Raw genomic sequence first — 25,176 nt, forward strand, 5'->3', positions numbered from 1 at the left:
CCAGCCTAACAGATATCATAACATCGTTTTCACAAAAAGTCAATCAATCTGGCTGGAATCCCTAAAAATATCGATCAAATTTTCAAAAAAATCGGCGAAAATTCCCCGCTTCGGCCGGGAATGGCATTTCCTTCCATAACCGATCTGTTTAGCAATAGGACGGAATTTCCGGGTGATATTTTGAAAAAAATTTCCGGAAATCTCCGGATTTTTATTTACAAAATGCCTGTCGGCGATATATTAGACTTGAAAAAGCATCAAAACACACGGAGCTTACATTATGAAAATCATTCAACTGTCTCTGTTTATTGAAAACAAGCCCGGCGCCCTCAACGCCGTCTGCCAGGTTCTGAAGAACAATCATTTATCGATCCGGACGCTGTCGCTGGCCGACACCCAGCAGTTCGGCATCCTCCGGCTGCTGGTCGCCGAATGGGAAAAAGCCAAAGAGGTGCTGGAAGCGGCCGGCTTCATCGTCAAAACCACCGAAGTGCTGGCGCTGCCGGTCGCCGACCGGCCGGGCGGGCTGGCCGCCATCCTCGACGTGCTCGACAAACACAATCTCAGCGTCGAATACATGTATGCGTTCACCTTCGGCCAGAAGGACAGCGCCGTCATCGTCTTCCGTTTCGAAGACCCGGACAAGGCGTCGAAAATCCTCGAAGAAGCGCATATCAATATCATCGAAAGCGTCGAGCTGTTCCATCAGTAGTAATGCGCCGGCGTCAGCCGCTGCCGTCGCCAGCACCGTGCCGGGCCGGGCACGGTTGTTTTTTTGTCAATCAAACCAATTTTATCATTCAGAGTTATCAAGCAAATGTCGGAGTTAGTTATTGAAAATCGCCTCTGGAATCCGGCGGCCGAAACGATGCCGCCGGAAGATATCCGCGCCCTGCAACTGGCCAAATTGAAAAAGACGGTCGATTACGCCGCCAGCCACGTCGAATTCTACCGGCGGGAATACCGGGCGCGCCATCTGTCCGCCGCTTCGATCCAATCGCTGGATGACTTGCGCCGGTTTCCCTTCACCACCAAACAGGATTTACGCGACAATTACCCGTTCGGCTTCTTCGCCGTCCCCAAAGCGCAATTGGCCCGCATTCACGCTTCGAGCGGCACCACCGGCAAACCGACCTTCGTCGGCTACACCCACAACGACCTGGAGCTCTGGTCGGAGTTGTGCGCCCGTTTCCTGACCGCCGGCGGCCTGACCAGCGACCAGGTGGCGCAGATCGCTTTCGGCTACGGGCTCTTCACCGGCGGTTTCGGTTTGCATTACGGCATCGAAAAGGTCGGCGCGGCGATCGTGCCGGCCTCCTCCGGCAATACCCAGCGCCAGATCATGCTGTTGAAGGATGTCGGGATCAATACGCTGATCTGCACGCCCTCCTATGCGCTGAACATCGCCGAAACCATCGAACGCATCGGTCTCAAGCCGGCCGATTTCGCCTTGCGTTTCGCCCATTTCGGCGGCGAACAGTGGACGGAGGCCATGCGCCGGAATATCGAGGAGGCGCTGCACATCCACGCGTTCAACAACTACGGCTTGTCCGAAATCATCGGTCCGGGCGTCAGCGGCGAATGCGCCGCCCGGCAGGGGATGCACATCCAGGAGGACCATTTCCTCGTCGAATGCCTGAATCCGGAAACCCTCGAACCGGTGCCGGACGGCGAAGAAGGCGAACTGGTCATCACCGCGCTCAGCAAAGAGGCCTGTCCGATCATCCGTTACCGTACCCGTGACCTGGCGCGCATTTATCCGGGTCACGACTGCCCGTGCGGGCGGACCACCCGCCGGATGAGCCGGATCAAAGGCCGGACTGACGATATGATGATCATCCGCGGCGTCAACGTCTTTCCGTCGCAACTGGAGGAAGCGCTGCTGCGGGTCGGCGGCACGGCGCCGCACTACCTGATCGAGCTGTACCGGCCGAACAATCTGGATGAAGCGGTGCTCAAAGTCGAAATGCGCGAACAGGAGTTTTCCGACAAAATGGATGAGATGCAGCGGCTGCGCGACCGCATCGACCGTGAGATCAGTTCGATCACCGGCATCAAATTCCGCATCGAACTGGTGGCGCCCAATTCGATCGAACGCTCGGTCGGCAAAGCCAAACGGGTCGCCGACCACCGCAACCTGAAAGTGGAGTGAAAAACACCATTATGCCGCTAAAAATCACTTATGAAGAATTTTGCCGCCGGCTGCAGCTCGACCCGGAAGCGGAAGCTCTGGTGGCGACACTGCCCGATTTCGCCTTCTCGGCGGCGACGTTGCCGGGCATGCCGCATTTCATGCAGCGGGAATATTATGAAAAATACTGCCTGTGGATCGGGGCGGACAGCGCCGAACTCCTGCCGTGGATGGACCAGGTCAGCGCGCTGACGGCGGCGGACCGGATGCTGCAATTGTACGCCTGGCACGCCTACAATGTATTGTTCATTTTCCGGACGCAGTCCCATACCTTCAGTTCATGGCCGGCGGCCGAAAGCAAACTCGGCAAGTTAACCGGCATCTTCGACCTGATGATCGCGATGAGCGCCATCGAACTGTACGAGGCGAACTACCGCAAGCTCGGGTTGCCGGAACATTTCGCCCGCGATGCGGCCAAATGGCTCGGCGGCACGATCGAGATCCATCGCGCCTCGCACCAGGGATTCCCCGGCATCTGCCGCAGCCAGGTTTACTGGCTGCGCCATTATATCGAAACCCGGCTGTTCCGGATCGGCCGCTTCGAATTCATGACCGAACCGTTGAATACCGAAACCGCCCGGTTGTTCCGCCACAAGGACACCGGAGAAATCGTCGCACTGTGCAACGACGGCTGGGCGTTGACCAGGGAAGGATACCGGCTCCGCTGGGATGAGCCGCCGGAAAATGCCGTTGTCACCACCCGTTACCGCAACGACGGCAAAATTGCCGTCGGCACCCTGATCGACCCGCACGGCTTCGCGCTGCCCGGCCGGGAAACGACGTTGGATTTGAATGTTTTCGAACCGGCCTTCCGGCCGCACGACATCGTGCCGGGCGTCCATATCCCGGCCGGCGGCCATATGACGCTGGAAGCGGCGCGGGAATCGTTCAAACAGGCGGTCGATTTCTACCGGCGCTATCTGCATTTGAACGTCCCGGCTTTCTGCTGCTTCTCGTGGATCTTCAACACCGCCTTCGAACGGGAACTGCCCGGTTCCAACCTGGCCAAACTGATGCGCCAGCTCTATTTGTTTCCCTGCCCCGGCGGCAGCCGGGACGGGCTGTTCTTCGCATTCGGCCGCAGCGACGGAGACCCGGCAACTTACCAGCGCGACACGTCGCTGCGCTGCGCGTTCCACCGCATCCTGGAAGCCGGTGAATCGTTGCGCAGCGGCGGCATGGTACTGCTGACCGCCGACCTCGACGCGTTCGGCACCGAATTCTACCGGCGCAACTTCGCCCGCTTCCACGGCAATCAATCATAAAGGAGATGGTATGATAAATAACTGACGTTCGCGGAATCAGCTTTCTGCGTGTAATTTATGGCGATTAACTTACACGTTTGGAAGCGGACAGGTTGCAGACTGAATGTTTCAATGAGGCGCATCAGAAACGATGACGACCCCGGAAAGGAGATTAGTCAGATCTGTAAACCAGAGCGCCACCGTAGAGAGCGACTGATTAATCGACTACTCTGTATGGGAGGATGGTGAGGCCGTGACAGCAGTTCCGCTTCGATTCGTGAAAAACGAATGGAGGCAGAGAATGATGACAAGTTTTGTTGGAGTGGATTTGCACCGGAACAATTTTACTTATTGCATCCGGGTAAATGGGGAAGAACGGAAAATCGGCAAGTGTGAGATTACCGAACTGAAGGGCTTTGCCGCAATGCTCGGTCCGAACACGGCGATGGCGGTGGAGGCGACCGGAAATACGTTCATGTTTTGCAGCTCGCTGAAAGCTCATGTCGGGCGACTGGTGGTGGTGAATCCATCACAGTTCAAAGTCATCAGCATGTCCACCAAAAAGACGGACAAACATGACGCAAAAGTGTTGGCGGAGTTCCTGGAAAAGGATATGCTTCCGGAGGTAAGAGTGAAAGACGATTTGCAGGCGAAAATTTCAAGTCTGACGCAGACCAGGGAAAAACTGGTTCAGTTGCGTACCGTATTGAAAAACAAAGTCAACAATCTGTTAGCAGCTAACTTCATCGTGCTGAAACGGGAAGAACTGTCCACGGAGAAAGGGCTTTTGAAAGCATTGAGTTATCACTTCGACCCGATCACCGACACGGAAATGCTGGTGGTTGTCGAACAGATTCGCAGTCTGAACAAAAGCATTGAAAAACTGGATAAGGCGATTGAGGATCACGGCAGCAAGATGGACGGCTTCGACAACCTGAAATCCATCAAGGGAATCGGCTCGAAAGGTGCGGCGATCCTGTTGGCAACCATCGGCAATATCGCTGATTTCCGATCGGCAAAGCAGTTGGCCGCTTATATCGGAATCGTCCCCAGAGTGAGCAATTCAAATGACACGGTTTGCCACGGAAGAATCACGAAGAGCGGCAGCAAGATCGCCAGAACCGCTTTGGTGCAATGCGCTTTGATCGCCAAACGCTACAGCCCGTATCTCAATGCCTTTCATGAATCGGTAAAAAGTCGGCGGGGAGGTGCGAAAGCCAATATCGCCTTGGCTCGCAAATTCCTCGATATCGTGTATAGAACATTAAAAAACAATTGGATGTTTGAGAATTTTACTCAATTCAAGCTCGTAAAAAATTGAGTTTTTCTCGACATCGAAGTGGAAATTTATCATGGGAGCTGTTTTCATGTATGAAATTGAAATAAACCGGATGATTTCCGGCGCGCACCAGTTGCGCGATTACCCCGGCGACTGCGTCAAGCTGCACGGCCACAACTGGCAGATCACCGCGATCCTGGAAATCAAGGAACTGGATGAACTGGGCATTTCCATCGACTTCAAGCGTCTCAAAAAGGAGCTTGACGCGATCATTCTGCCGCTGGACCATGCCTTTCTGAACGATCTGCCCGATTACCGGCACCAGAATCCGACCAGCGAAAACATCGCCCGCACCCTGTACCGGGAATTGAGCCGGCGGCTGAATGACGGCAATGTCCGGGTCGCCCGCATCAAAGTGAGCGAGTCGCCGAGTTCCTGCGCCAGCTATTACGAATAAAATGAGGCCGGAACCACAACAATCCGACCGTTTTCAGGTCGTCGAAGCATTCCTGAGTCTGCAGGGAGAGTCGACCCATGCCGGGAAGCTGTGTTACTTCATCCGGCTGGCCGGCTGCAACCTGCGCTGCTCCTATTGCGATACGGCGTACGCCCAGTCCGCCGCCGCCGGCGCGCCGCGACGGCTGGCCGAGCTGTTGGACCAGGTCCGCCAATCCGGCGCGCCGCTGGTCGAAATCACCGGCGGCGAACCGCTGGAACATCCGAACCTGCCGCTTTTGTGCCAGGCGCTGCTGACAGCCGGACTCGAAGTGCTGCTCGAAACCAACGGCTCGCGTTCCATCGCCGCCGTGCCGGCCGCCGTCCGCAAGATCGTCGACTGCAAACTGCCGTCCAGCGGGATGAGCGCAGCCAATTGTTTCGACAACTTCCGCCATCTGCAGCCGCACGACGAAGTGAAATTCGTCATCGGCGACCGGACGGATTACCAATACGCCCGCCGGGTGATCGACGAATACCATCTGACGGACTCAACCTCCCACTTACTGTTCAGCCCGGTCTGGGGCAGCGTCGAACCTGCCGAACTGGCCGGCTGGATCATCGAAGACAAACTGCCGGTCCGCTTGCAGATTCAACTGCACAAACTGATCTGGGGACCGGATAAAACTGGAGTGTGAACCATGGATACCCCGAAAAAACGTGCCGTCGTGCTCTTGAGCGGCGGCCTGGACTCCGCCACCTGTCTGGCGATCGCCCGGGCGGAGGGCTTCGATTGTTACGCGCTAAGTTTCGACTACAGGCAGCGTCATCATTGCGAGCTGGACGCGGCCAAAAAAATCGCCGCTTCTCTGCAGGCAGCCGACCATATGGTCATCGACATCGACCTGCGGCGCTGGGGCGGTTCGGCGCTGACCTCCGACCTGCCGGTGCCAGACGCCCATTCGACCGACGGCATTCCGGTCACCTACGTGCCGGCGCGCAACCTGATCTTCCTGTCGTTCGCGGTCGGTTATGCCGAAGTGCTGGAGGCGCGCGATATTTTCATCGGCGTCAACTCGGTGGATTATTCCGGTTACCCGGACTGCCGGGCGGCTTTCATCGATTCGTTCCGGGAAACCGCCCGGCTCGGGACCAAAGCCTGTGATGAAAAGTGGCAATTCAACATCCGGACGCCGCTGCAAACCCTGTCCAAAGCCGAAATCATCCGGCGCGGCCTGGCGCTCGGCGTCGATTACAGCCTGACCACCAGTTGCTACAATCCGGACGAAAACGGCTTCAGTTGCGGCAAATGCGACAGTTGCGCCCTGCGTCATGCCGGATTCGCCGAGGCCGGCGTCGCCGATCCCACCCGCTACCGGACCGACCGGCCATGACGGTATTCAGCCAGATCAAAGCGTTCATCCGCTATTATCTCCCGCACCGGCGACTGTTCTACTGGGACTTGGCTTCGGTGATCAGCCAGGCGGTGCTGACCGTGCTGATTCCGTACGTCACCTACCTGATTTTCGACACCTATCTGCCGGGCGCCGAACTGGGACCGCTGCTGGCGGCGGTCGCGCTTCTGCTGTTCCTGACCATTCTGACCACCATCGGCGAATACGTCGCACTGCGCTGGGGACACTACCTCGGCGCCCGGATGGAGGCGGACATGCGCAGCGACCTCTTCTCTCATCTGCAGAAGCTGTCGTTCAGCTATTTCGACCGGACCAAGACCGGCCATATCATGTCGCGGATTTCCAATGATCTGACCCAGTTGGCCGAAGTCGCCCACCACGCGCCGGAGGACCTGCTGATCGCCGTCATCACGCTGGCCGGCGCTTTCGGCGTCATGTTCTACCTCAACTGGCTGCTGGCCGGCATCACGCTGCTGCCGCTGCCGCTGATCGTTTTCTGGGGAGCCATCCACCAGCGGCGCATGCACGCCGGTTTCCGCGACGTCCGGGTCAAGGTAGCCGAAATCAACAGCCAGGTGGAAAACTCCATCCAGGGGATCCGGGAAGTCAAGTCCTATACCAACGAACCGCTGGAAATCGACCGCTTCCTCCGGGTGAACCGCGACTACCGCACCGCCAAGGAAAGCGTCTACAACGTCATGGCTTCCTTCCATGCCGGCATCACCTTCCTGATCCAGAGTTATTCGCTGCTGTTCATCGCCGCCGGCGCGATCATGGTCTATTTCGGACGGGCCAACCTGGCGCAGGTCATCGCCTTTTCGATGTATTCGCGTTATGTGACGATGCCGATCTTCCGGATGGTCAACTTCACCGAGCAGTTCCAGCAGGGGCTGACCGCGTTCGAACGCTTCCAGGACATCCTGAACGAACAGCCGGACATCAAGGACCGGCCCGGCGCCGTCGCGCCGGCCTCGATCACCGGCCGCATCCGCTTCGAACAGGTGTTCTTCCGTTATCCGGAACAGGATGAGCACCAGGATTGGGTGCTCAATAACGTCAACCTCGATATCCCGGCCGGTCACACCGTCGCGCTGGTCGGCGAGTCCGGCGCCGGCAAAACCACGCTGGCCGCGCTGATCCCCCGCTTCTATGAAGTTTCCGGCGGCAAACTGTTGATCGATGACTGGGAGGTGGCCCAATTGCAGCAGAAGGCGTTGCGCGCCAACATCGGCATCGTTCAACAGACGCCGTTCCTGTTCGACACCACCATCCGCGAAAACATCCTGTTCGGCAAACCGGGCGCCAGCGACGCGGAGCTCATCGAAGCGGCCCGGCTCGCCAACATCCTCGACTTCATCGAAACGCTGCCGGACCGCTTCGACACCGCCGTCGGCGAACACGGCGTCAAACTTTCCGGCGGTCAGCGGCAGCGCATTTCGCTGGCGCGGGTATTCCTCAAAAATCCGCCGATCCTGATTTTCGACGAGGCGACCAGCGCACTGGACAACCAGTCCGAAGCGCTGGTGCAGGAGGCGATGGGACGGTTATGCCGGGGGCGGACCACCATCATCATCGCACACCGGCTGTCGACGGTGCGCAACGCCGACTTCATTTACTGCCTGCGCGACGGCAAAATCGTCGAAGCCGGCACCCACCAGCAATTGCTGGCGCTGGAAGGCTATTACCAAATGTTGTATTCCATGCACTCATTTTAACCGATAAGAGGGTTTGCCATGAAGGAACTGCTGCATCAAGCCAAAATCATCTGGAACGACAATCCGCTGCCGCAAAAAAATCAATACGTCGCGTTCCGCCGGGAATTCCAAACCTCCGGCGGCGGCGGACGGGTCGCCCTTGCCGCCGACAGCAACTTCCTGGCTTACCTGAACGGCCGCGAAATCGGCCGCGGCCAATTCTCCGACGCGCCGCAGGACCGGACCTACACCGTCTTCGACACCGAATTCCGGCCGGGCTGCAATGTGCTGGAAGTGCTGGTCTATTACTGCGGCGGCAATTTCTCCACCTATGCGGCCGGCCAGGCCGGCCTGATCGGCGCCATCCGCTGCGGCAACACCGCCATTGTCACCGACCGCCGCTGGCATTGCGCCGTGCAGACCGGTTTCCGGCAGGGCGAGTATGAGAAACTCACGACGCAACTGGGTTACGTCGTCTGTTACGACGCCGCCCGCGCCATTGAATTTCCGCTCGGCGCCCAGCCGCCCGGCCCGGAGTGGCGGCCGGCGGTCGAACTGGCGACCGGCGTCGAAGGATACTGGCGCTCCCTCGAACCGCGGCCGCTGCCGCCGCTGGAATTGCGGCCGCCGCTGACCGCTCATATCGTCAAAGCCGCCTGGCTGCGGCGGACGCGGGAGCTGGACACTTTTGCCGAAACCGCCGACGCCGACGCGCTTGTTTTCATCGACCCGGCCGAACTGTTCGAAGCCGGACAACTGAAATCGCCGCCCGACGATTACAACGGCTATTGCCTGATCGCCGACCTCGGCGGCGAAGCGTTCGGTTTCATCGACCTGGAATTGACCGCGCCGGCCGGCACTGTCGTCGATATCTCCCACGGCGAGCACCTCGACGACGGCAAAGTGCGGATGTTCGTCGGCGGCCGTCATTTCACCGACCGTTACCGCTGCCGGGACGGCCGCCAGAGTTTCCAACTGCCGTTCCGGCGGGTCGGCTGCCGTTATCTCCAGTTGAACATCGCCAACCTCTGCGGACCGATTCGCATCCACCGCATCGGCCTGACGCCCCACGAGGCGGTACGGCCGGCCGCCGGCAGCTTCAACTGCGCCGACCGGAATTATCTGAAACTGCGCGAATTGTCAGTCCGGACGCTGGAATTGTGCATGCACGAGCACTATGAGGATTGTCCGTGGCGGGAGCAGTCGCTGTACGCCTATGACTCCCGCAACCAGGCGCTGTACGGCTATTATGTCTGGGGCAACTACCATTATGCGGCGACCAGCTTCACCATCCTCGGCCGGACCGTCGGCGACGACGGGCTGTTGAACCTTTGCGCGCCGAGCATGCGGACGCTGACCATCCCGTGTTTCAGCTTCGTCTGGGTGGCGGCCATTCTGGAAAATGTGCTCTTCAGCGGCTGTTTCCAGTTGTTCCGCCGCTTCGACCGCCAGATCGCCTTCATGATTTCCAAGGCGCTGTCCGGCTATTGCGAAAGCAATCAACTGTATCATCCCGGCAGTGAACCGCAAACCTGGCACTTCTACGAGTGGGCGCCGGAGCTGTTCCCATTCGGCTCCTGCCGCGCCGATGAATTCCACGCATTGTACAATCTTTACCTTTGCGAAATGCTCGAATCCTACGCCCGGCTGCTCGAACTCGACCGGCAGCCGGAACGCGCCGAACGCTACCGGAAAATTCTGGCGGCGCTGCGCCGGGCGATCGACCGGGCCTTCTGGGTGGAAGAGCGGCAATGCTACGCGACCAAGCTGATCGGCGGCAAACCCTCTGACCTGGGCCACGACCATACCCAGTTTCTGGCGTTGTGGACCCGGACGGCGCCGCCGGAAAAAGTTCCGGCCGTGCTGGACACCATCTACAGCGGCCGGCTGACGCCGGTGACGCTGAGCGCATTGCCCTATCTCTGCCGGGTCATGTTCTCCGGCGGCCCCGAAGGCCGGCGCTATGTCGGACGCAAACTGCAGGAGTACTTTGACGGCATGCTGCAGCGGGAAGCGACCAGCCTGTGGGAAACTACCGTCGGCGGCGACGACTTCGAGCAGGCCGGCAGCCTCTGCCACGGCTGGAGCGCGCTGCCGGTCTATTTCTACCATGCCGGCATTCTCGGCGTCACGCCGCTGGAACCGGGCTTCCGGCGCTTTCAGGTTTCTCCGTACGGCGACCGGCTCGACGCGGCGGAGGGAACGGTCCCGACGCCGGAAGGGTTCATCCGGATCGCCTGGCGGCGGGACGGTGAAACGCTCGCGCTGGAAATCGAGCATCCGCCGGCGCTGACTCCCGTCGTCGTGCCGCTGCCGGAATGTCCGGTCGGCAGTTTGACGATTAACGGCGCCGCCGTTGACCGGGCTTCGGCGGTCATGCCGTGAATTTTCGCCGCTCCGGCTTTTCGCGCCGTTCGGAAGGGCCGGGGCGAAAAGCAATTTTTTTTTAAAACGATGATTCTTTCGCCTTGCACAATGTCCGGCAGAGGATATATTACGGAAAGTATCCAGTATTTATCCGGGATCATTCGGCCGGGGGTGCCGTCCGGTGTGTTTTCCCGGTCCGGCAACAGGTGAAGAGAGACATTCAAGGAGTGGATTTTATGAAAAAAACGTTACTGCTATCGGCTCTGGCGCTGTTATCCGTCAATGTGGTTACGGCTGCCGAACCCAGTCCGGAAGAAGCCGCCGGCATGTTCGATCCGGCCCGCGAAAACCGTTTGGAGCAGTCGCTGTGCAACGCCGGCAAAGCAATTCTTCTGTACATTCCCAACCGGCTGCTCGATTTGAGCGATGTCATCTCCCTCAGCCTCGGCGCCGGCCCGGAAGCCTCCCTTGACGTGGCGGTCACCCAGTACGCCCAGCTCGGCGGCGCGTTCGGCACGAGCTACACGTTGCAGAACGGTTTTCATCGCCAGTACGGCGTCGCCATGATCGAATCCCAGCGTTTCGGCGCCGGCTGCTGGAACTATGACGAAACCTATGTGCGCAGCGTCTGGGGCCCGATCAACGAATACTGGGTCAACAACCAGGAGTTCTCGCTGGTCAACCGCCATCGCGACGTCTACCGCGACAAGGATCTCGATTTCTGGGCGATTTCGGTCAAAGCCGGCTGGCTGGTCAATGCCGGAGTCGCCATCCATCCGCTGGAACTGGGTGATTTCTTCTGCGGACTCCTGTTCATCGATTTGGACAACGACGATCTGTAAATTTTGCCAGTGCTTTCGCGCAACAGCGGTAGAACGACAGAACTGCCGCTGTTTTTTTGTTAAAATCTTCCAGACCTCCCGGCGGACGCCGTTTTAGCGCAAACCGACGATCCGGCGGGCCGGTGCGGAAGCCCGAACGGCCGGAATTCCCTTCCGCAATTCCGGCCGGGATTTCACGAAATATCCGGATCCCGGCTCCGGGTTCAACGGCAGATTGGATATCCTTATGGAATCGGTTCGCTTAGACAAGAAACATATTCAGAATCTTCTGCGGAACGGCCTTTACGACGAGTTGCGGCGGACGATTGCCGAGACCGACCCGGTCGACGTGGCCGATTTGATGGAAGAACTTGATCCGGAAGAAGTCGAGCTGATTTTCTCCATTCTGGACAATGAACTGGCCTCCGAAGTCATCGTCGAAATGGACGCCGGCGACATCGAGGATGTCGTCGAAAACCTCTCCCCCGACAAACTGGCCGGCATGCTGCAGGAGATGGCGCCGGATGACGCCGCCGACATCCTCAACGAGATGGACGAAGCCGACCAGGATACCGTGCTGCATTTGCTGACGCCGGACAAGAAGGAAGAACTGCAGGAACTGGCGGAATACGACCCGGACTCCGCCGGCGGCCTGATGACGCCGGAATTTTACGCCGTTCCGGACAACCTGACCGTCGAACAGGCCATCCAGGCGCTGGCCGCCGATGATTTCGACGACCCGGTCACCACCGTGTTCGCCGTCAACGCCGACGGCAGGCTGGTCGGCAGCATCCATATTGCCGAATTGATCGCCTTTCCCGGCGACGCCAAAATCCATGACATCGTCGACCAGCAGTTGATCTACGCCACCGTCGACGAGCCCGGCAGCGAAGTCGCCCGCAAAGTCCGCAAGTATGACCTGATGGTGATCCCGGTGGTCGACCACGATTCCAAGCTGGTCGGCCGGATCACCGTCGACGACATCATCGACTTCATCGATGACGAAGCCGCCGAAGACATGGCCAAAATGGCCGGAGCACCGGACATCGAACAGCGGGAAATTTCGCCGCTGTCCATCGTCCGGCTGCGGCTGCCGTGGTTGTTGATCACGATGCTCACCGGTTCGATCGTCAGTCTTATCGTCCAGAAGCTGCTCTTTCTGCCGACCGCCGCCGGGCTGGCCGCTTTCGTCCCGGTCATCCTGGGCATGGGCGGCAACACCGGCATGCAGGCCACCGCGGTGACGGTGCGGAGCATTGCGCTCGGCGAAATCGAATTCTCCCGGCTGGTCTGGGTATTCCTGCGGGAACTGCTGGTCGGCGCCATCATGGGGGTGGTTTGCGGCGTCATCATTTCGGGCGTCGTCTTTCTCAATCTGCATTATTTTTCCGACGCGACGGCGACCGGCAATCTCTCGCTGCTCAAATTGATGGTGGTGGTCGCCTGCTCGATGTTTACGGCGATGAGCTTCGCCGCCTTTTCCGGCGCGATGATGCCGATTCTGCTGCACAAATGCAAGATCGATCCGGCGGTGGCCTCCGGCCCGTTCGTCTCCACCGGCAACGACCTTTCGGCATCGCTGATCTATCTGGGCATGTGTACGTTGTTGTTGTGAACGGGGATTCAGCAAGAGGTTTCGAATTATGGCACGCTATGAAGAACATCCCGTCAAACCGACGACTGCGGTCATCGTTCTGGTTTTGAGTTTTCTTTTTCTGTACTGTCCCTGGCTGCTCGGCAGCAAGGAACTCTACTGGGAAGAGGTCAATTACGCAATTCAGGCGGTGGAAAACACCTGGTTTCCGCCGCTGAGCATCGAACAAGCCGTCGCCGTCGCCAACGGCTTCCCGCTCTATCCGCTGATGGCCAGGCTGCTCTATGAACTCGGCATTCCGATGGAGCTGGCATTGCGCTTGCTTTCCATCGCCTCGCTGGGCATCCTGGCGACAATGGTCTACCTGACCACCGTCCGCATCGGCGGTACGATGGCCGGCGCCACGGCAACCGTCACTTTGCTGGCCAGCAACATCGTCATCGAAAAAGCGCTCAACGGTTATCCGAACATGTTGATGCTGCTTTTGCTGACCGCCGGCCAGCTCAGTTGGTTCACGCTGGGCGCCCGCCGCGGCAACTGGAGCGCGGCATGGCTGGCGGGCTTCGGTTTCACCGCGCTGGCTTTTTACGTCGGCGGCTTCATGGCCATCGTCTATTTCATCTTTCCGCTGATTTTCCTGCGGCGGCCGCTGAGCGTCAGCACCAAGCTGAACCGTCCCGGCTTTTATCTCGGCCTGGTGCTGCTGGCGCTGGTGATTCTGTTCTGGAAACTGCCGATTCTGCTCTACGACGGCAATGTCCAGAGCGACCCGTTCTGGCTGGCCCTGCCGACCGTCGGCCAATACCTCTATCACCTCTGTTTCTTCCCGCTGGATGTGATCGTGCGGTTCCTGCCGTGGACGCTGATCGCCTGGACTCCGTTCTGCGTCGCTTTTCAGCCGCTGGACCCGGTGCCGATTTTCAGCCGGTATCTGCGCACGCTGTTCATTTCATTGTTCTTCCTGCTCTGGTTCAGTCCGCTGACCGAACCGCGCGACATCATTCTGCTGGCGCCGCCGCTGGGAATCATGACCGGCATCAACTACTGGCTGCTGGTCCGCCGTTACGGCGGCCAACTGCACAAGCTGCTGACGCCATTCCTCTGGCTGACCGCCGCCGCCGGGATTGCCATCCTGGGCTTTTATCTGCTGCCGCCGGAATGGTGGACGCAGTTTTTTCCGCTGGAACGCAGTCTGGAGTTCAGGCACTCGCTGTTCGCCAAGACCAACGGCATCCTGCTGGGCACGCTCGCACTTTTCATCGGCATTTTCCTGTGGAAAATGTACCGGCATATTCCGATTTGGCTGACGCTGCTGCTGCTGACCATGGCTCCGGTACTGTTCTACTGGAGCATCACCCGACCCTACAGCGATCAGGAGAACAGCAAGCGGAAATTCGCCCTCTCCCTGCGCAACGCGCTGCTGACGGACACCGGCGACCGGCTGCCGGCGGTTTACATCAACGACATCCGCGGGTTGTACGGCGAATGTTTTTACCTGGGCGGCAAGGTTTATAAATTATCCTCGCTGCGCGAATTGCCGCAGGATGCGCCGGTCGTCTATCTGATCAGCCCGGATTATCCGGAATCACGCGCCGGCCGGAACTGGAAAAATCTGCTGGACAAAACCTATCAAGAGAAACGCATCTGTCTGTGGCGGGGCGAACTGGACCCGACGACGACGGCGCCGGAGCCCTGACCATGTCGTCCTGCTTGCCATCCATCCTGACCGTGCCGGAGGCGGAATTACAGGCATTTTTCCGCGACAACGGCGAAAAATCGTTCCGGCGGAAACAACTGCAGGAGTGGCTGTACCGCCGTCACACGTTGCAGTTCGCCGCCATGACCGACCTGCCCGGCGCTCTGCGGCTGGCGCTGACCGAACGTTTTGCCGACTGCTCTTCCACGCTGGCCGCCACGCTGCCGGCGCCGGACGGGACGGAAAAGCTGCTGCTGCACCTGGCCGACGGCGAGGCGATCGAAATGGTGCTCATCCCCTCTCCCGGCCGCATGACATTCTGCCTGAGCACCCAGGTCGGCTGTCCGGTCGGCTGCCGTTTCTGCGCCAGCGGCCGCGACGGTTTGATCCGCAATCTGCACACCCACGAAATACTTGAGCAACTGTATCACGGCAGCGCCCGCATCGGCCGGCTGCCGGACAATATCGTTTTCATGGGCATCGGCGAAGGCCTGCTCAATTTGAAACAACTGCTGCCGGCCATCACGATGCTGATCGCGCCGGAGCGGTTCGGCATGGCGCCGCGACGGTTGACCGTCTCGACCAGCGGTTATGTCCCCGGCATTTATGAACTGGCGGCATTCGGCCGGGAGTTGAACCTGGCCGTTTCGCTGCACGCCGTCGACGATGCGACCCGGGCCGTCCTGATTCCGGACACCCTGCGCTATCCGCTCGCCGAAATCCTGGCCGCGGTGGATGACTACCAGCAGAAGATCGGCCGGATGGCGACTTTCGAATACACCCTGATCGAAGCCGTCAACGACCAGGACAGCGCCGCCCGGGCCCTGGCCCGGCTGGCCCGGCGTCATCACGCCAAAATCAACCTGATTCCCTACAACGCCACCACCGAACTTTTCCGGCGGCCTTCCAACGCGGTCATCCGGCGGTTTGCCGAACTTCTCGAGGCGGAGGGCGCCAAAATGACGCTGCGGCTGGAAAAAGGCGCCAAAGTCGCCGCCGCCTGCGGCCAGTTGCGGGCAACCCACCGCCGAACCCCAGCCGCGACGGAATGACGCACCGTAATTTCCAACGATTGAAAAGGTTCGCCGTCCTGCTGCTGGCCGGAGCATCGGCGCCGGCCGCGCTGGCAACGGCCGGCGGCGGCAATTTGTTCGGCGGCGGATTCGACGGCGGAGGGCTGCTTGACTTCGGCGGCGGCGGCGACGGGTTGCTTTACCTCTTCTGGTTTCTCCTTCGCCTGACAATTCAATATCCGCTCATCGGCATTCCGGCGGACATCCTCGTCATCGCATTTCTTTACTGGCAGATCTATCTGTTGAACCGGATGTACAAAGACCGTCTGAACCGCCGGAAACATCTGGCGCGGGAGCAGTTGAATTTCGACAAGCACAGCCGGGAATTCCGATTGCGCAATCCGGAATTCTCCGAAGCGGCGTTGTGCGGCCGGGTCGCCAGAGCATACCGCCTCATCCAGGAGTGCTGGAGCAACCAGGATATGACGCCGGCCCGGGCTTTTCTTTCCGACGGCATCTTCGAACGTTTCCAGCTTCAATTGCTGATGCAGCGTTCCACCGCGGTGCACAACGTCGTGACGGTGGAGGAAATCGAAAACGTCCGGATCGTCGCCTGCAACGCCGACAATTATTTCGACCGGATGGATTTCCTGGTTACCGCCCGGCAGAGTGATTACTATCTCCACGCGGCGACCGGCAAACAACTGTACGGAAGCCGGAAAGCGGAAAAGTTCTCCGAATACTGGACGCTGGTCCGCCGCAAGGGCGCCGGGGAGAAAAATAGCGCTTCTGTCTGGGAAAATTGCTGTCCGAATTGCGGCACGCCGCTGGAACGGCTGGACCGCTGCTGTTGTCCGAGCTGCGGCGCCATCGTCAATTCCGGCGATTACGACTGGGTGCTGACGAATCTGACGCAGGTGGAAGCCTACCGGCGTCTGGAAGACGAGGCTGTCCGGCCGGGGATCGCCCGGTTGCAGCAGCATGACCGGACCTTCAGCCCCTATGCCGTCGCCGACCGGACCGCGTTGATTTTTTACCGGTACCAGGCCGCCCGGCTGCTGGCCGACAGCCGCCAATTGCGCAAAGTGGCCACGCCGGAATTTATCGCGGCCAATGCCGCAACTTTCCAACCGGACGCCGGCGGCGAACACCGCTTCCTGGCGGACGCGGCAATCGGCAGCATCGAACTGCTCGGCTGCGACAGCGAAAGCTCGGCGGAATTCGACTTCCTCACCATGCTGGTGGTATTCAGCGGCCACGAAACCGCCGCGCCGATTCCATCGTCGCTGCCGGTCCGTCCGGACCGGTCGATCCTCTACCGCCAGGTCTTCGTCCTCGCCCGGCGCAAAGGGGTCAAAACATTTTCGGAACGGGTTTTGAGCAGTACGTTCTGTCCGAATTGCGGCGCGCCGGAAACGCCGGAGGGGGTCGACCGCTGTGAATATTGCGGGACGGTATGGTCCGACGGCAGCCGCAACTGGGTACTCACCGCCCTGCAGAATTATCTGGAACAAGCCGATTTCAGCGATCCCGGACTGCTGGCGGCGCCGGACCGGCCGGATAACGATTTGCAGCTCGACTCGATCCCGCATGTCGACACGCTGCTGGCCGCCGCAGCCTGGATGATGCTCAAAGACCACGAGGAAGCGCCGGAAGAGCGCCGGTTGCTGGAGCAACTGGCGCGGGCGGTCAACGTCAGCGACGCCCGCCTGAAGATGATTCTGTCCGCCGTCAAGGACAGCAGTTTCGAGCTGGTACTGCCAGAAGATCCGATCGCCGCCAACCAGTTTCTGCAGGCCATCGCCCGTATGGCGCTGATCGACGGCAAATTATCGCCGCGGGAAGAGAAACTGCTCCACGAAATCGGCGAAATGCTGCATTTCAGCCGTTACGACGTCAGGCAGGCCATCAACCGGCAGCGCACCTGCCTTTACCATCTGAACCGCCGCCGAAACGGCTGAGCCGCCCAACGCCGGCGCCGAATATTCCAATCAAGTTCGATAAGTATGGTTTGACAAGATTTTAATTCATGGCATAGTAGATTCGTACCGCCCTGAAGGGCGAAATATGGATCGAGAGAGCCAATGCGAAGATGTACAGCAACAACACTGCGGTCCTTCCTGGAACGTTGACGGCGGCGGCGAAAACGGCGCGTTACGGCGTACCGGCCGCGTTGAGCAACTGCGCGGTTTCCAGAAACGCGGTCAGATGATCCGGCGGCGTCGCCGGATCGAACGAGGATCCGACGATCTGGTAATGATCCTGCAATTCCGCCGCCATCCGTTCCAGATTGGCGCCGATCTGCTCCGGAGACTCATTGAGCAGCGCCGCCGCCGAATAAAAGGCGATGATTCTGGTGTCCGGAAACAGTCGACGTGCCTGGGCCAGGTCGGTGCCGTAGCCGAGCTGGAGCTCCTCCAGCTTCGGAATCCGGGTGAAGCTTTCCAGCAGATGACTGGACGGTCCGCAAGAGTGCTGGACGCAGCCGGTATAGCCGCCTTCCCCGATGATTTTTTCGGCCAACACCAGATTGAAGCGTTCAAACCAATCCGGCGACAGCATCGTCGCCGCACAGTCGCCAAAGTGAATTTTGGTGATCCTCCAACCGGCCAGCCGACAGAAATGTTCCGCCTGACGGCGGTACTGCCGGTAGATGTACTCGAACAGCGCCATCGCCACCTCCTCCTCGAACATCATCAGCTCGAAGATGCGGTCGCCCAGCAGCCGGAAAGCGGTCGTATAGGAGCTGTGGGTAATCAGGATCGCCTCATCCCCGCCGGCGTGGAACGCGCATTGCAGCCCGGTCGGCCGCCCGGCCGGATCGGCGGCCCGCAGTTGCTCGTACTGCGCCAGCAGATTCCGGTACAACGGTTCCGTCTCCCAGTCGATTTCCGGCAACGCCCTGACATCATCGAGCGTTTCAATGTGGCTCAGCGGCTTATCCGGCGTCCAGACCGCTTCCGCCGGCATGAATTCCAGCCGGCCGCCGAGCGCCGCATTCAAAAAATCGAGCGGCTGGATGCCGATGCCGTCGAGCACTCCGGCGTGTTCCGCCGCCGGCGCCGGAAAGAGGCCGTACTGTCCGAAACGGTTGTGCAGTTCCTGCTGCACACGCCGCCACTCGCGGGCCCGTAAAAACGGGTCGGCGTGATACGCTTCGCCAAAATCGACCCCGAAGTTATCGTGGAGAAACTTCGGATGAAAATCCACGGAGACTTTTTGCGTCATATGCTTCCCTCTTTTCCTGCTGGCGGCATTACTTTTTCACATCCGGCAACGTCAATTGGCGCGGATTGAAAATCCGGGAAATATCGGTTGTATTCACCCATCCTTCCGCGTTGTTGACGGTGCGGACCCGGTAATAATCCGTCCGGCTTTCCAGGATGGTCAGCGGCGTTCCGGCCGGCAGAGTCTGTTCCACCTGGCCGGTCGTCTCGCTCGGCAAACTCCGCAATCTGGTATGCGCGGCAATGGTCAACGCCCGGTCCGGATTGTACGGGCCGGAACGCTGGAAGCTGGCCGCCGTCAAACACAGCCCGATCAAAACGACCAGCATGCCGAGCAACACATAAAATTTCCCCGGTCCGATCCGGCGGCGCAGCAGCAGAAAGAGAAACGCCGCACTCCAGAAAACAGTCGCCGCCATCAGCCACTGATCCGGCCGCAGCAGGTCGCGCCAATAAACGATCAGCTCCTTCGGATTGGTGATCTGGCCGGTTTCCGGCAGAAACAGTTTGCGCCGGACGAAATTGAGATTCTCCTGTATCGCCGAATCGCGCGGCGCCAACAATTTCGCCTGCTCGAAAGCGAGCAGCGCTTCCGCATAGTCGCCGTTCTGGCACAACGCACAACCCAGGTTGTAAAGCAGGTTCGGCTGCGGCGCCTGACGGCTGAGCTCCTGCCGGAAATAACCGGCCGCCTGATTGTAATCGCCGCGGTCGTAAGCGGTCAAGGCATCGGTGAACTCCGCCGGCGTCCCGGCCTGGACGCCGAGCGCGCCGAACAGCACCGCCCAGACGGTAAAATGTTTCAACGCTTTCAACAGCTTATCCCGCATCCCGTCGACCCCGGCGGCCGCCGAATGGCCCGGCAAATAACTGGAGTTCTCCGCCGCGCTCAGACAGGAAGCCAGCTCTTGATTCTGTAATTTGGCAGCCAGCTCGCCGGAAGCAGTCCCCGGCGGCAAATCGAAATAGTCGTTGAGGAACGGCACCACTTCGGCGTTGACGAACTGCGGCAAATCGGCTTCCGGGGTCTGCCGCAGCTTGCGCAGCAGCGCACTGCGCCGCTGCCGGGCCAGCATCCGGCGCTGGCCCCCCTGGTCGGCCGCCAGTTTCTGCTGCTGGAACCGCCGCCAGGCTACCAGGCCGAAAATGACCGGTCCGAGCAGAAAAATCAGCGTATAGCTGAACAGATAATTGCGGTAAAGCGGCAAATAAACGCTGCCGCCCGGCTGCTGCTTCAAGTAAAGGATGCCGCTGCGCCTGGGCGCTGCGGCGGGTTCGGCCGGCAGCGGCGCCTCCGGCATCTCGATCGCCGTACTGACATGGCTGCTGCCGGCGGCGCCCGGCGCCGCCGGCTCCACATTCAACGTCCGGGTGAACGGAAATTGCTGGTACTGGCCGGTCTGAATGTTGAATGCGCCCAGATTGACCGACAACACGGCAGAACCGGCTTTCAACGGAATGAAAGTGTATTGAACCGTCCCCTGGCTGATGCTGCTGTTGGAACGGGTATTGTGAAGGATTTCCGGCGGATACACCCGGAAATCCGGAATTTTCAACCCCGGGGCGGACAAATTGTCCAGGGAACCTTCACCACTCAAGGTCACGGTCAGCGTCACCGGTTCGCCGACCCGGAACGTGTCGCTGGAAAGTTGATAGTCGATCTTCCAGTCGCCGATCAACCCCAGCGGCGTCACTTCGGCCGGAGCGGCCGGCAGCGGCTTGACGGTAAACGCCGGCAAATCGACATTCATATCGTAGGGGTAACGCTGGTAGGAACTGCCGAAAAAGCTGTCCCAGGGATCGCGGCTGCGGCTCTGATTGGGGATTAAAATCACGCTGGAAACGGTGATGTCCGGCCGGAATTCCCCGGCGCCGATCATCCGGAAAGCGGTGCGGAAGCGGTAGACGCCGAACGGTTGCCCCTGAATGGAAGCCGTGCCCTGCTGCGGCGGCGCAAAGCGGGAATCTTCCGGATTCAAATTGGCATAATCGTGAAAAACCGCCTTGTCCAACTGAATTTGCGGATAACTGGTCAACTGCAGTTCCAGCGGCTGCCGGTAGTAGACGTTGATCTCCAGCGGAATCTCCTCGCCGACGTAAAACACGGTCCGGTCGTTGAGGAAACGGGCGTTGGCAAATACGCTGTCCTTGACGGAACGGGCGCCCCCCTGGGCATCGGCTTCTTCCGGCAGTTTCACCTCGGCCGCCGGCACCGCCTTGACGACGATCCGCTCGGTCAGATAGGAGTTCCGGCCGACTTTGACCTCCAGCGGCGGAATGACGATCTCGCCCGCCGCCGTCGCCAGCAAATGATAGCTGACCGAAGATTCGACGTTGCGGTTGACCAACTGCATCGAACTGGAATAGCCCGGCAGCCAGCGGGCATTGGCGATGTCGGGCTGACTGTTAAGCACCGGCTGCTCGCGGCTTTCGGTTTTCAACGTCAAAGAAAACTGCCCGCCGACAATGACCTCCGGAGTATCGACCGAAACTTCCACTCCCGCCGCGCCGGCCAGCGGGCCGACCGCCAGCAACAGCAGAAAAATGAAACTGTACCAGATAATTTTCACTTTATAACCGCTCCTGTTCTGTAAACACGATCTCTTACCAGTCCTTCTCAACCTCTTGCAAACGCCCCGCCCGTTGGCGGGCCGCTTTGATCTGGTCCCGCAATTCCTGTTCCTGACGGGCCATCATTTCCAGAATAGCCTTGGCCTGCGCCGGATCGATTTCCGGCGGCTCTTCTTCCGAACCGGCCTGGCCGGCCGCTTCCGTGCCGGGCTGCTGGGGCAACTGCTGGTCGGACTGATTATTTTCCGAAGGCTGCGGCGGCTCCGGCGGTTGCTGGCCGCTGCCGTCCTCCGATTCCTTCTTCTCCTGTTCCTGTTGCCGGGACTCGGATTGATCCTCCTGGTTCATACCAAGCTTCTGCAACGCTTCCTGCAATTTTTCATCGGCGCTGCGGTAATCCTGCTGCTGTTGCGCCGCTTCCGCTTCCCGGAGATTCTCTTCCGCCTGCCGGGCATTTTCCTGCAAAGTCCGCTGCTGCAGGTTCTCCGCCTGCTTCTGCAGTTCCTTCACCGCCTCCTGCGCCTGCTGCATCGCATCGTTCAATTGCGATTGCTCGGCACCCTGCTGCTGATTTTGCGGTTCGGCATTTTGCTGATCCGGTCGGGACTGCTGATCTTGAGAGTCCTGCCGGTCCTGATTCGATTGGTCATCAGCGCCTTGCTGCTGGTCCTGACTTTGCTGCTGTTGATTATCAGCATTTTGCTGCTGTTGCGATTGCTGCTGGTCCTGACTTTGCTGCTGTTGCTGGTTCTGCTGTTGCGATTGCTGCTGGTCCTGACTTTGCTGATTATCAGCATTTTGCTGCTGTTGCTGATTCTGCTCTTGCGATTGCTGCTGGTCCTGCTGGTTCTGCTCTTGCGATTGCTGCTGGTCCTGACTTTGCTGCTGCTGGTTCTGCTGTTGCGCCTGCTGCGTCTGCTGCTGCGCTTCCTGTTGCTGTTTTTTCAGCTCTTCAATCGCTTTTTTCAAATTTTCGATATTTTCCCGGTCATCCAGCAACTGCTGCTGCTGTCGGGCGGTCAGCTCTTCCACCTCCTGCCACTCCTGCCGCTGCTCCGGCGTCACCGGTCCGGTCGGTTTGATGCTCAGGGATTTTACATACAGCTCTTCCGCCTTGTCCAACTGCCGGGCGGCTTCCGACAACGATTTCAAAGAACCATCCAGATCTTCGCTCTTCAATTGCTGGGCGACGGTCTCCAGAATCCGACGGGCCTGGCTGTGTTCCGCCACCGCCAGATTGTGGAAAGAGTGCTGGCGAACCACCGGCTGACTGTCGGCGGCGTTGATGGCATTCTCATACAATTTTATCGCATCTTTGGAACTGTTCTTCTGCAACTCCAACGCCTGGTTGTAAGCTTCGACCGCCGAAGCCGGCAGCAATTCGCCGGCCGGCAATTCCGCGGCAGCTTCCGGCTCCGCCGCACCGGGCAATGCCGTTTCCGCCGCCGGGGCCGCCGCCGCAATCCACGGCAGAACTCCCAGCAGCAGCCATACCGCCACTCCGGGAGAATGATATTTGTTCGGACGTTCGGAAAGAAAGAGATAGAGGAAAAACAGCACAAGCGCCGCCAGCAGGAAATAGTGGAACCGCTCGATCGGCAGAGTCCGTTCGCCGCTGCCGACCGTATCCGGCGTCAATTTCCGGATCGCGCTCAGCAATGTCTGTTCGCCATTGTCGGTCACGGTGCTGCGGACGTAGATGCCGCCGGATTCCAGGGCGATCTTTTCCAGCAGCGGTTCATTGAGCTTGCTTTTGACCAGTTCGCCGGAACGGTCGCGTTTGAATACGGTCGCGCCGGCACCGGACTCCGGCACCAGCGCCGGCACGTTCGGATCGCCGAGGCCGACGACGAAAAGCGGAATGTCCTGCTCCTTCAGTTTGGCCAGCGACCGGCCGGTATCGCCGGACAACTCGTCGCCGTCGGTAATCAGAATGATGGCGCGGTGATTGCCCTCCGCCGCATCGAAGGCCGCGACGGCGGTATTCAACGCCTGTTCCAGATTGGTGCCGCCGACCGGAATGCTGTCCGGCGACAATTCGTTGATATATTGTTCAAAACTGGTTTTGTCCGAAGTCAGCGGACACTCCAGAAACGCCGTACCGGCAAAAGCGATCAAACCGAAACGGTCGCCGCCGGTTTTCTGAACCAGATCATTGACCAGCATCCGGGCGTGCGCCAGCCGGGAGGGAGCGATATCGGTGGCCAACATGCTCTTGGAAACGTCGAAAACGAACAGCAGGTCGCGCCCTTTGCTTTCATAGGGAATCAGGCGCTGTCCCCACCACGGCCGGGCGACGGCGATGCCGAGCAGCGCGATGACCGCCAGCAACAGGACGAAACGCCATCCCCGCTTGAATTCCGACAGATGAACGGACGCCGCCGCTTCGGGCCGGTTGCCGGTTACCATTTTCAGCGCCGCCCGCCGTCTGGTATTGGCATGAAAATAAACGATGACCATCGCCGCCAGCACAAACGGCAGAATCCAGAATACATAGCCGTTGATAAAATTCATTCTCGTTTTTCTCCTGCTTTTGAAAGCGCTGTCTTCCATCGGCCTTTCCATCCCGCAGACGCCAAAAAAACGCTTCCGGAGAAAAACCGGTGAAATTCAAATTACATTATCCTCTACCGGTAATGTAGCATATGAATGCTAGACATGCAAAACATTTCAGCGTTCAATTTTTTCAACTTTTTTTCGGAATTTACCCGGCGGCGCCCGATTACAAACAATAGTTGACATCACAAGCGTTGCGCTGCCGCCATTCGCGCGGCGAACAGCCGACGGCCGCCTTGAACAGGCGGTTGAAGCTGGACAGCGAATTGAAACCGCTGCCGAAAGCGATCTCGCCGATCGACCGGTTGCGGTCGGCCAGTTGGGCCAGGATGCCGGCCAACTGAAGCTGCCGCTGATAGCCAAGCGGCGAAGCGCCGGTAAACCGCCGGAAAAGCCGGCGGAAATGGGTTTCACTCAAATTGCACAACCTGGCCAGGTCGGAAACCTGAAAATTCTCATGATAGTGGCCGTTCAGATAATGCAGCGCCGGGCTGAGCCGCTCAAGCAGCTCCGGCGAAATCTGCCGGGAAGGCGTTTCTGGCGACGACGGAAAAAGCGCCTGCAGATCGATCATCAACAGGCAGAATTCCGCGATAGTCTTTTCCCACCGGTAACGGTGCTCCTCCTGCATGCCGACCGCAATCTGCCGCAGCCGCCGGCTGATCGCCGGATAGCGCGACGCCGGCAGGATGCCGGGGAAATCCGCCCGCCAGCAGAAATGAAAGTTGCTCAGCGCAGTTTGACGGGTCAGCCGGCAGAACAGTTTCGGCAGGTCGACGTAAATCCAGTCCCAGCGGCTGCAGGAATTCGGCAAACTCTGCGCCAGATGCAACTGGCGGGCGTCGATCAAAGAAACATCGCCGGCCTGGTACGGAATCATCCGATTGTCGATCATGAAAATGCCGGCCCCTTCGTAACAGTACCCCAACTCCGGCAAGGAGTGGGCGTGCAGGAAGTCGATCGGCCGGTCATCCTGCCGGTCGGATGCGATAATTCTGACCGGCCAATCGGCATTCAACGCGACGGCATCGAAAACAATCGGCATATTTGGTCGTTTCTGCATAGTTTATGAT

Annotated in this window: 18 protein-coding genes; 14 read left to right on the forward strand and 4 right to left on the reverse strand. The window is 59.3% G+C overall.

What is annotated here, in order from left to right; genetic code table 11:
- The first annotated feature begins 280 nt into the window (after positions 1-280).
- From HWX74_RS01485 to HWX74_RS01550, 14 genes are all read left to right on the forward strand, one after another.
- Positions 281-712, forward strand: coding sequence for an ACT domain-containing protein (locus HWX74_RS01485; protein WP_176011841.1), 432 nt, complete (start codon positions 281-283; stop codon positions 710-712).
- A 105-nt stretch (positions 713-817) separates the two neighbouring features.
- Positions 818-2,152 carry a phenylacetate--CoA ligase family protein gene (locus tag HWX74_RS01490; RefSeq protein WP_176011842.1) on the forward strand — a complete coding sequence of 445 codons (1,335 nt, stop codon included), beginning with the start codon at positions 818-820 and terminating at the stop codon, positions 2,150-2,152.
- A gap of 11 nt (positions 2,153-2,163) precedes the next feature.
- Positions 2,164-3,456, forward strand: coding sequence for a hypothetical protein (locus HWX74_RS01495; protein ID WP_176011843.1), 1,293 nt, complete (start codon positions 2,164-2,166; stop codon positions 3,454-3,456).
- Positions 3,457-3,739: 283 nt separating this feature from the next.
- Entirely contained in the window at positions 3,740-4,756 is a 1,017-nt protein-coding gene (locus HWX74_RS01500) for an IS110 family transposase (protein WP_176014518.1), read from the forward strand.
- 31 nt (positions 4,757-4,787) lie between these two features.
- Positions 4,788-5,171 (forward strand): 6-carboxytetrahydropterin synthase, encoded by a 384-nt coding sequence (locus HWX74_RS01505; RefSeq protein ID WP_217704820.1) that lies wholly within the window; start codon positions 4,788-4,790, stop codon positions 5,169-5,171.
- A gap of 1 nt (position 5,172) precedes the next feature.
- Entirely contained in the window at positions 5,173-5,847 is a 675-nt protein-coding gene (locus tag HWX74_RS01510; RefSeq protein WP_176011844.1) for a radical SAM protein, read from the forward strand.
- A gap of 3 nt (positions 5,848-5,850) precedes the next feature.
- Entirely contained in the window at positions 5,851-6,543 is a 693-nt protein-coding gene (gene queC / locus HWX74_RS01515) for a 7-cyano-7-deazaguanine synthase QueC (protein ID WP_176011845.1), read from the forward strand.
- Positions 6,540-8,279, forward strand: a complete 1,740-nt coding sequence (locus HWX74_RS01520) for an ABC transporter ATP-binding protein (protein ID WP_176011846.1) — start codon at positions 6,540-6,542, stop codon at positions 8,277-8,279. Before queC ends, HWX74_RS01520 begins: the two co-directional genes overlap by 4 nt.
- An 18-nt stretch (positions 8,280-8,297) precedes the next feature.
- The gene (locus HWX74_RS01525) at positions 8,298-10,643 is read left to right on the forward strand and encodes a family 78 glycoside hydrolase catalytic domain (protein WP_176011847.1); all 2,346 of its coding nucleotides are present in this window, start codon (positions 8,298-8,300) and stop codon (positions 10,641-10,643) included.
- A gap of 218 nt (positions 10,644-10,861) precedes the next feature.
- Complete coding sequence (locus HWX74_RS01530) at positions 10,862-11,467, forward strand: hypothetical protein (RefSeq protein ID WP_176011848.1); 606 nt, start codon at positions 10,862-10,864, stop codon at positions 11,465-11,467.
- Positions 11,468-11,693: 226 nt separating this feature from the next.
- On the forward strand, positions 11,694-13,061 hold the full coding sequence (gene mgtE, locus HWX74_RS01535; RefSeq protein ID WP_176011849.1) for a magnesium transporter: 1,368 nt from the start codon (positions 11,694-11,696) through the stop codon (positions 13,059-13,061).
- A 28-nt stretch (positions 13,062-13,089) separates the two neighbouring features.
- Positions 13,090-14,736 carry a glycosyltransferase family 39 protein gene (locus HWX74_RS01540; RefSeq protein ID WP_176011850.1) on the forward strand — a complete coding sequence of 549 codons (1,647 nt, stop codon included), beginning with the start codon at positions 13,090-13,092 and terminating at the stop codon, positions 14,734-14,736.
- A complete protein-coding gene (gene rlmN, locus HWX74_RS01545; RefSeq protein WP_176011851.1) occupies positions 14,691-15,788 on the forward strand; it encodes a 23S rRNA (adenine(2503)-C(2))-methyltransferase RlmN in 1,098 nt (365 codons plus the stop codon). Before HWX74_RS01540 ends, rlmN begins: the two co-directional genes overlap by 46 nt.
- A complete protein-coding gene (locus tag HWX74_RS01550; RefSeq protein ID WP_176011852.1) occupies positions 15,785-17,710 on the forward strand; it encodes a TIM44-like domain-containing protein in 1,926 nt (641 codons plus the stop codon). The genes rlmN and HWX74_RS01550 overlap by 4 nt, the downstream gene beginning before the upstream one ends.
- A gap of 193 nt (positions 17,711-17,903) precedes the next feature.
- Here HWX74_RS01550 and HWX74_RS01555 read toward each other — a convergent pair whose 3' ends face one another.
- The 4 genes from HWX74_RS01555 to HWX74_RS01570 all read right to left on the reverse strand — a co-directional run bounded on the left by HWX74_RS01555 (position 17,904) and on the right by HWX74_RS01570 (position 25,148).
- Positions 17,904-18,977 carry a uroporphyrinogen decarboxylase family protein gene (locus HWX74_RS01555; protein WP_176011853.1) on the reverse strand — a complete coding sequence of 358 codons (1,074 nt, stop codon included), beginning with the start codon at positions 18,975-18,977 and terminating at the stop codon, positions 17,904-17,906.
- A gap of 28 nt (positions 18,978-19,005) precedes the next feature.
- Positions 19,006-21,546, reverse strand: a complete 2,541-nt coding sequence (locus HWX74_RS01560) for a BatD family protein (protein WP_176011854.1) — start codon at positions 21,544-21,546, stop codon at positions 19,006-19,008.
- 34 nt (positions 21,547-21,580) lie between these two features.
- The gene (locus HWX74_RS01565) at positions 21,581-24,061 is read right to left on the reverse strand and encodes a VWA domain-containing protein (protein WP_176011855.1); all 2,481 of its coding nucleotides are present in this window, start codon (positions 24,059-24,061) and stop codon (positions 21,581-21,583) included.
- Positions 24,062-24,269: 208 nt separating this feature from the next.
- Positions 24,270-25,148, reverse strand: coding sequence for an AraC family transcriptional regulator (locus HWX74_RS01570; protein ID WP_176011856.1), 879 nt, complete (start codon positions 25,146-25,148; stop codon positions 24,270-24,272).
- Positions 25,149-25,176 lie beyond the last annotated feature (28 nt).

The sequence above is a fragment of the Victivallis sp. Marseille-Q1083 genome (assembly GCF_903645315.1).
Lineage (GTDB): Bacteria > Verrucomicrobiota > Lentisphaeria > Victivallales > Victivallaceae > UMGS1518.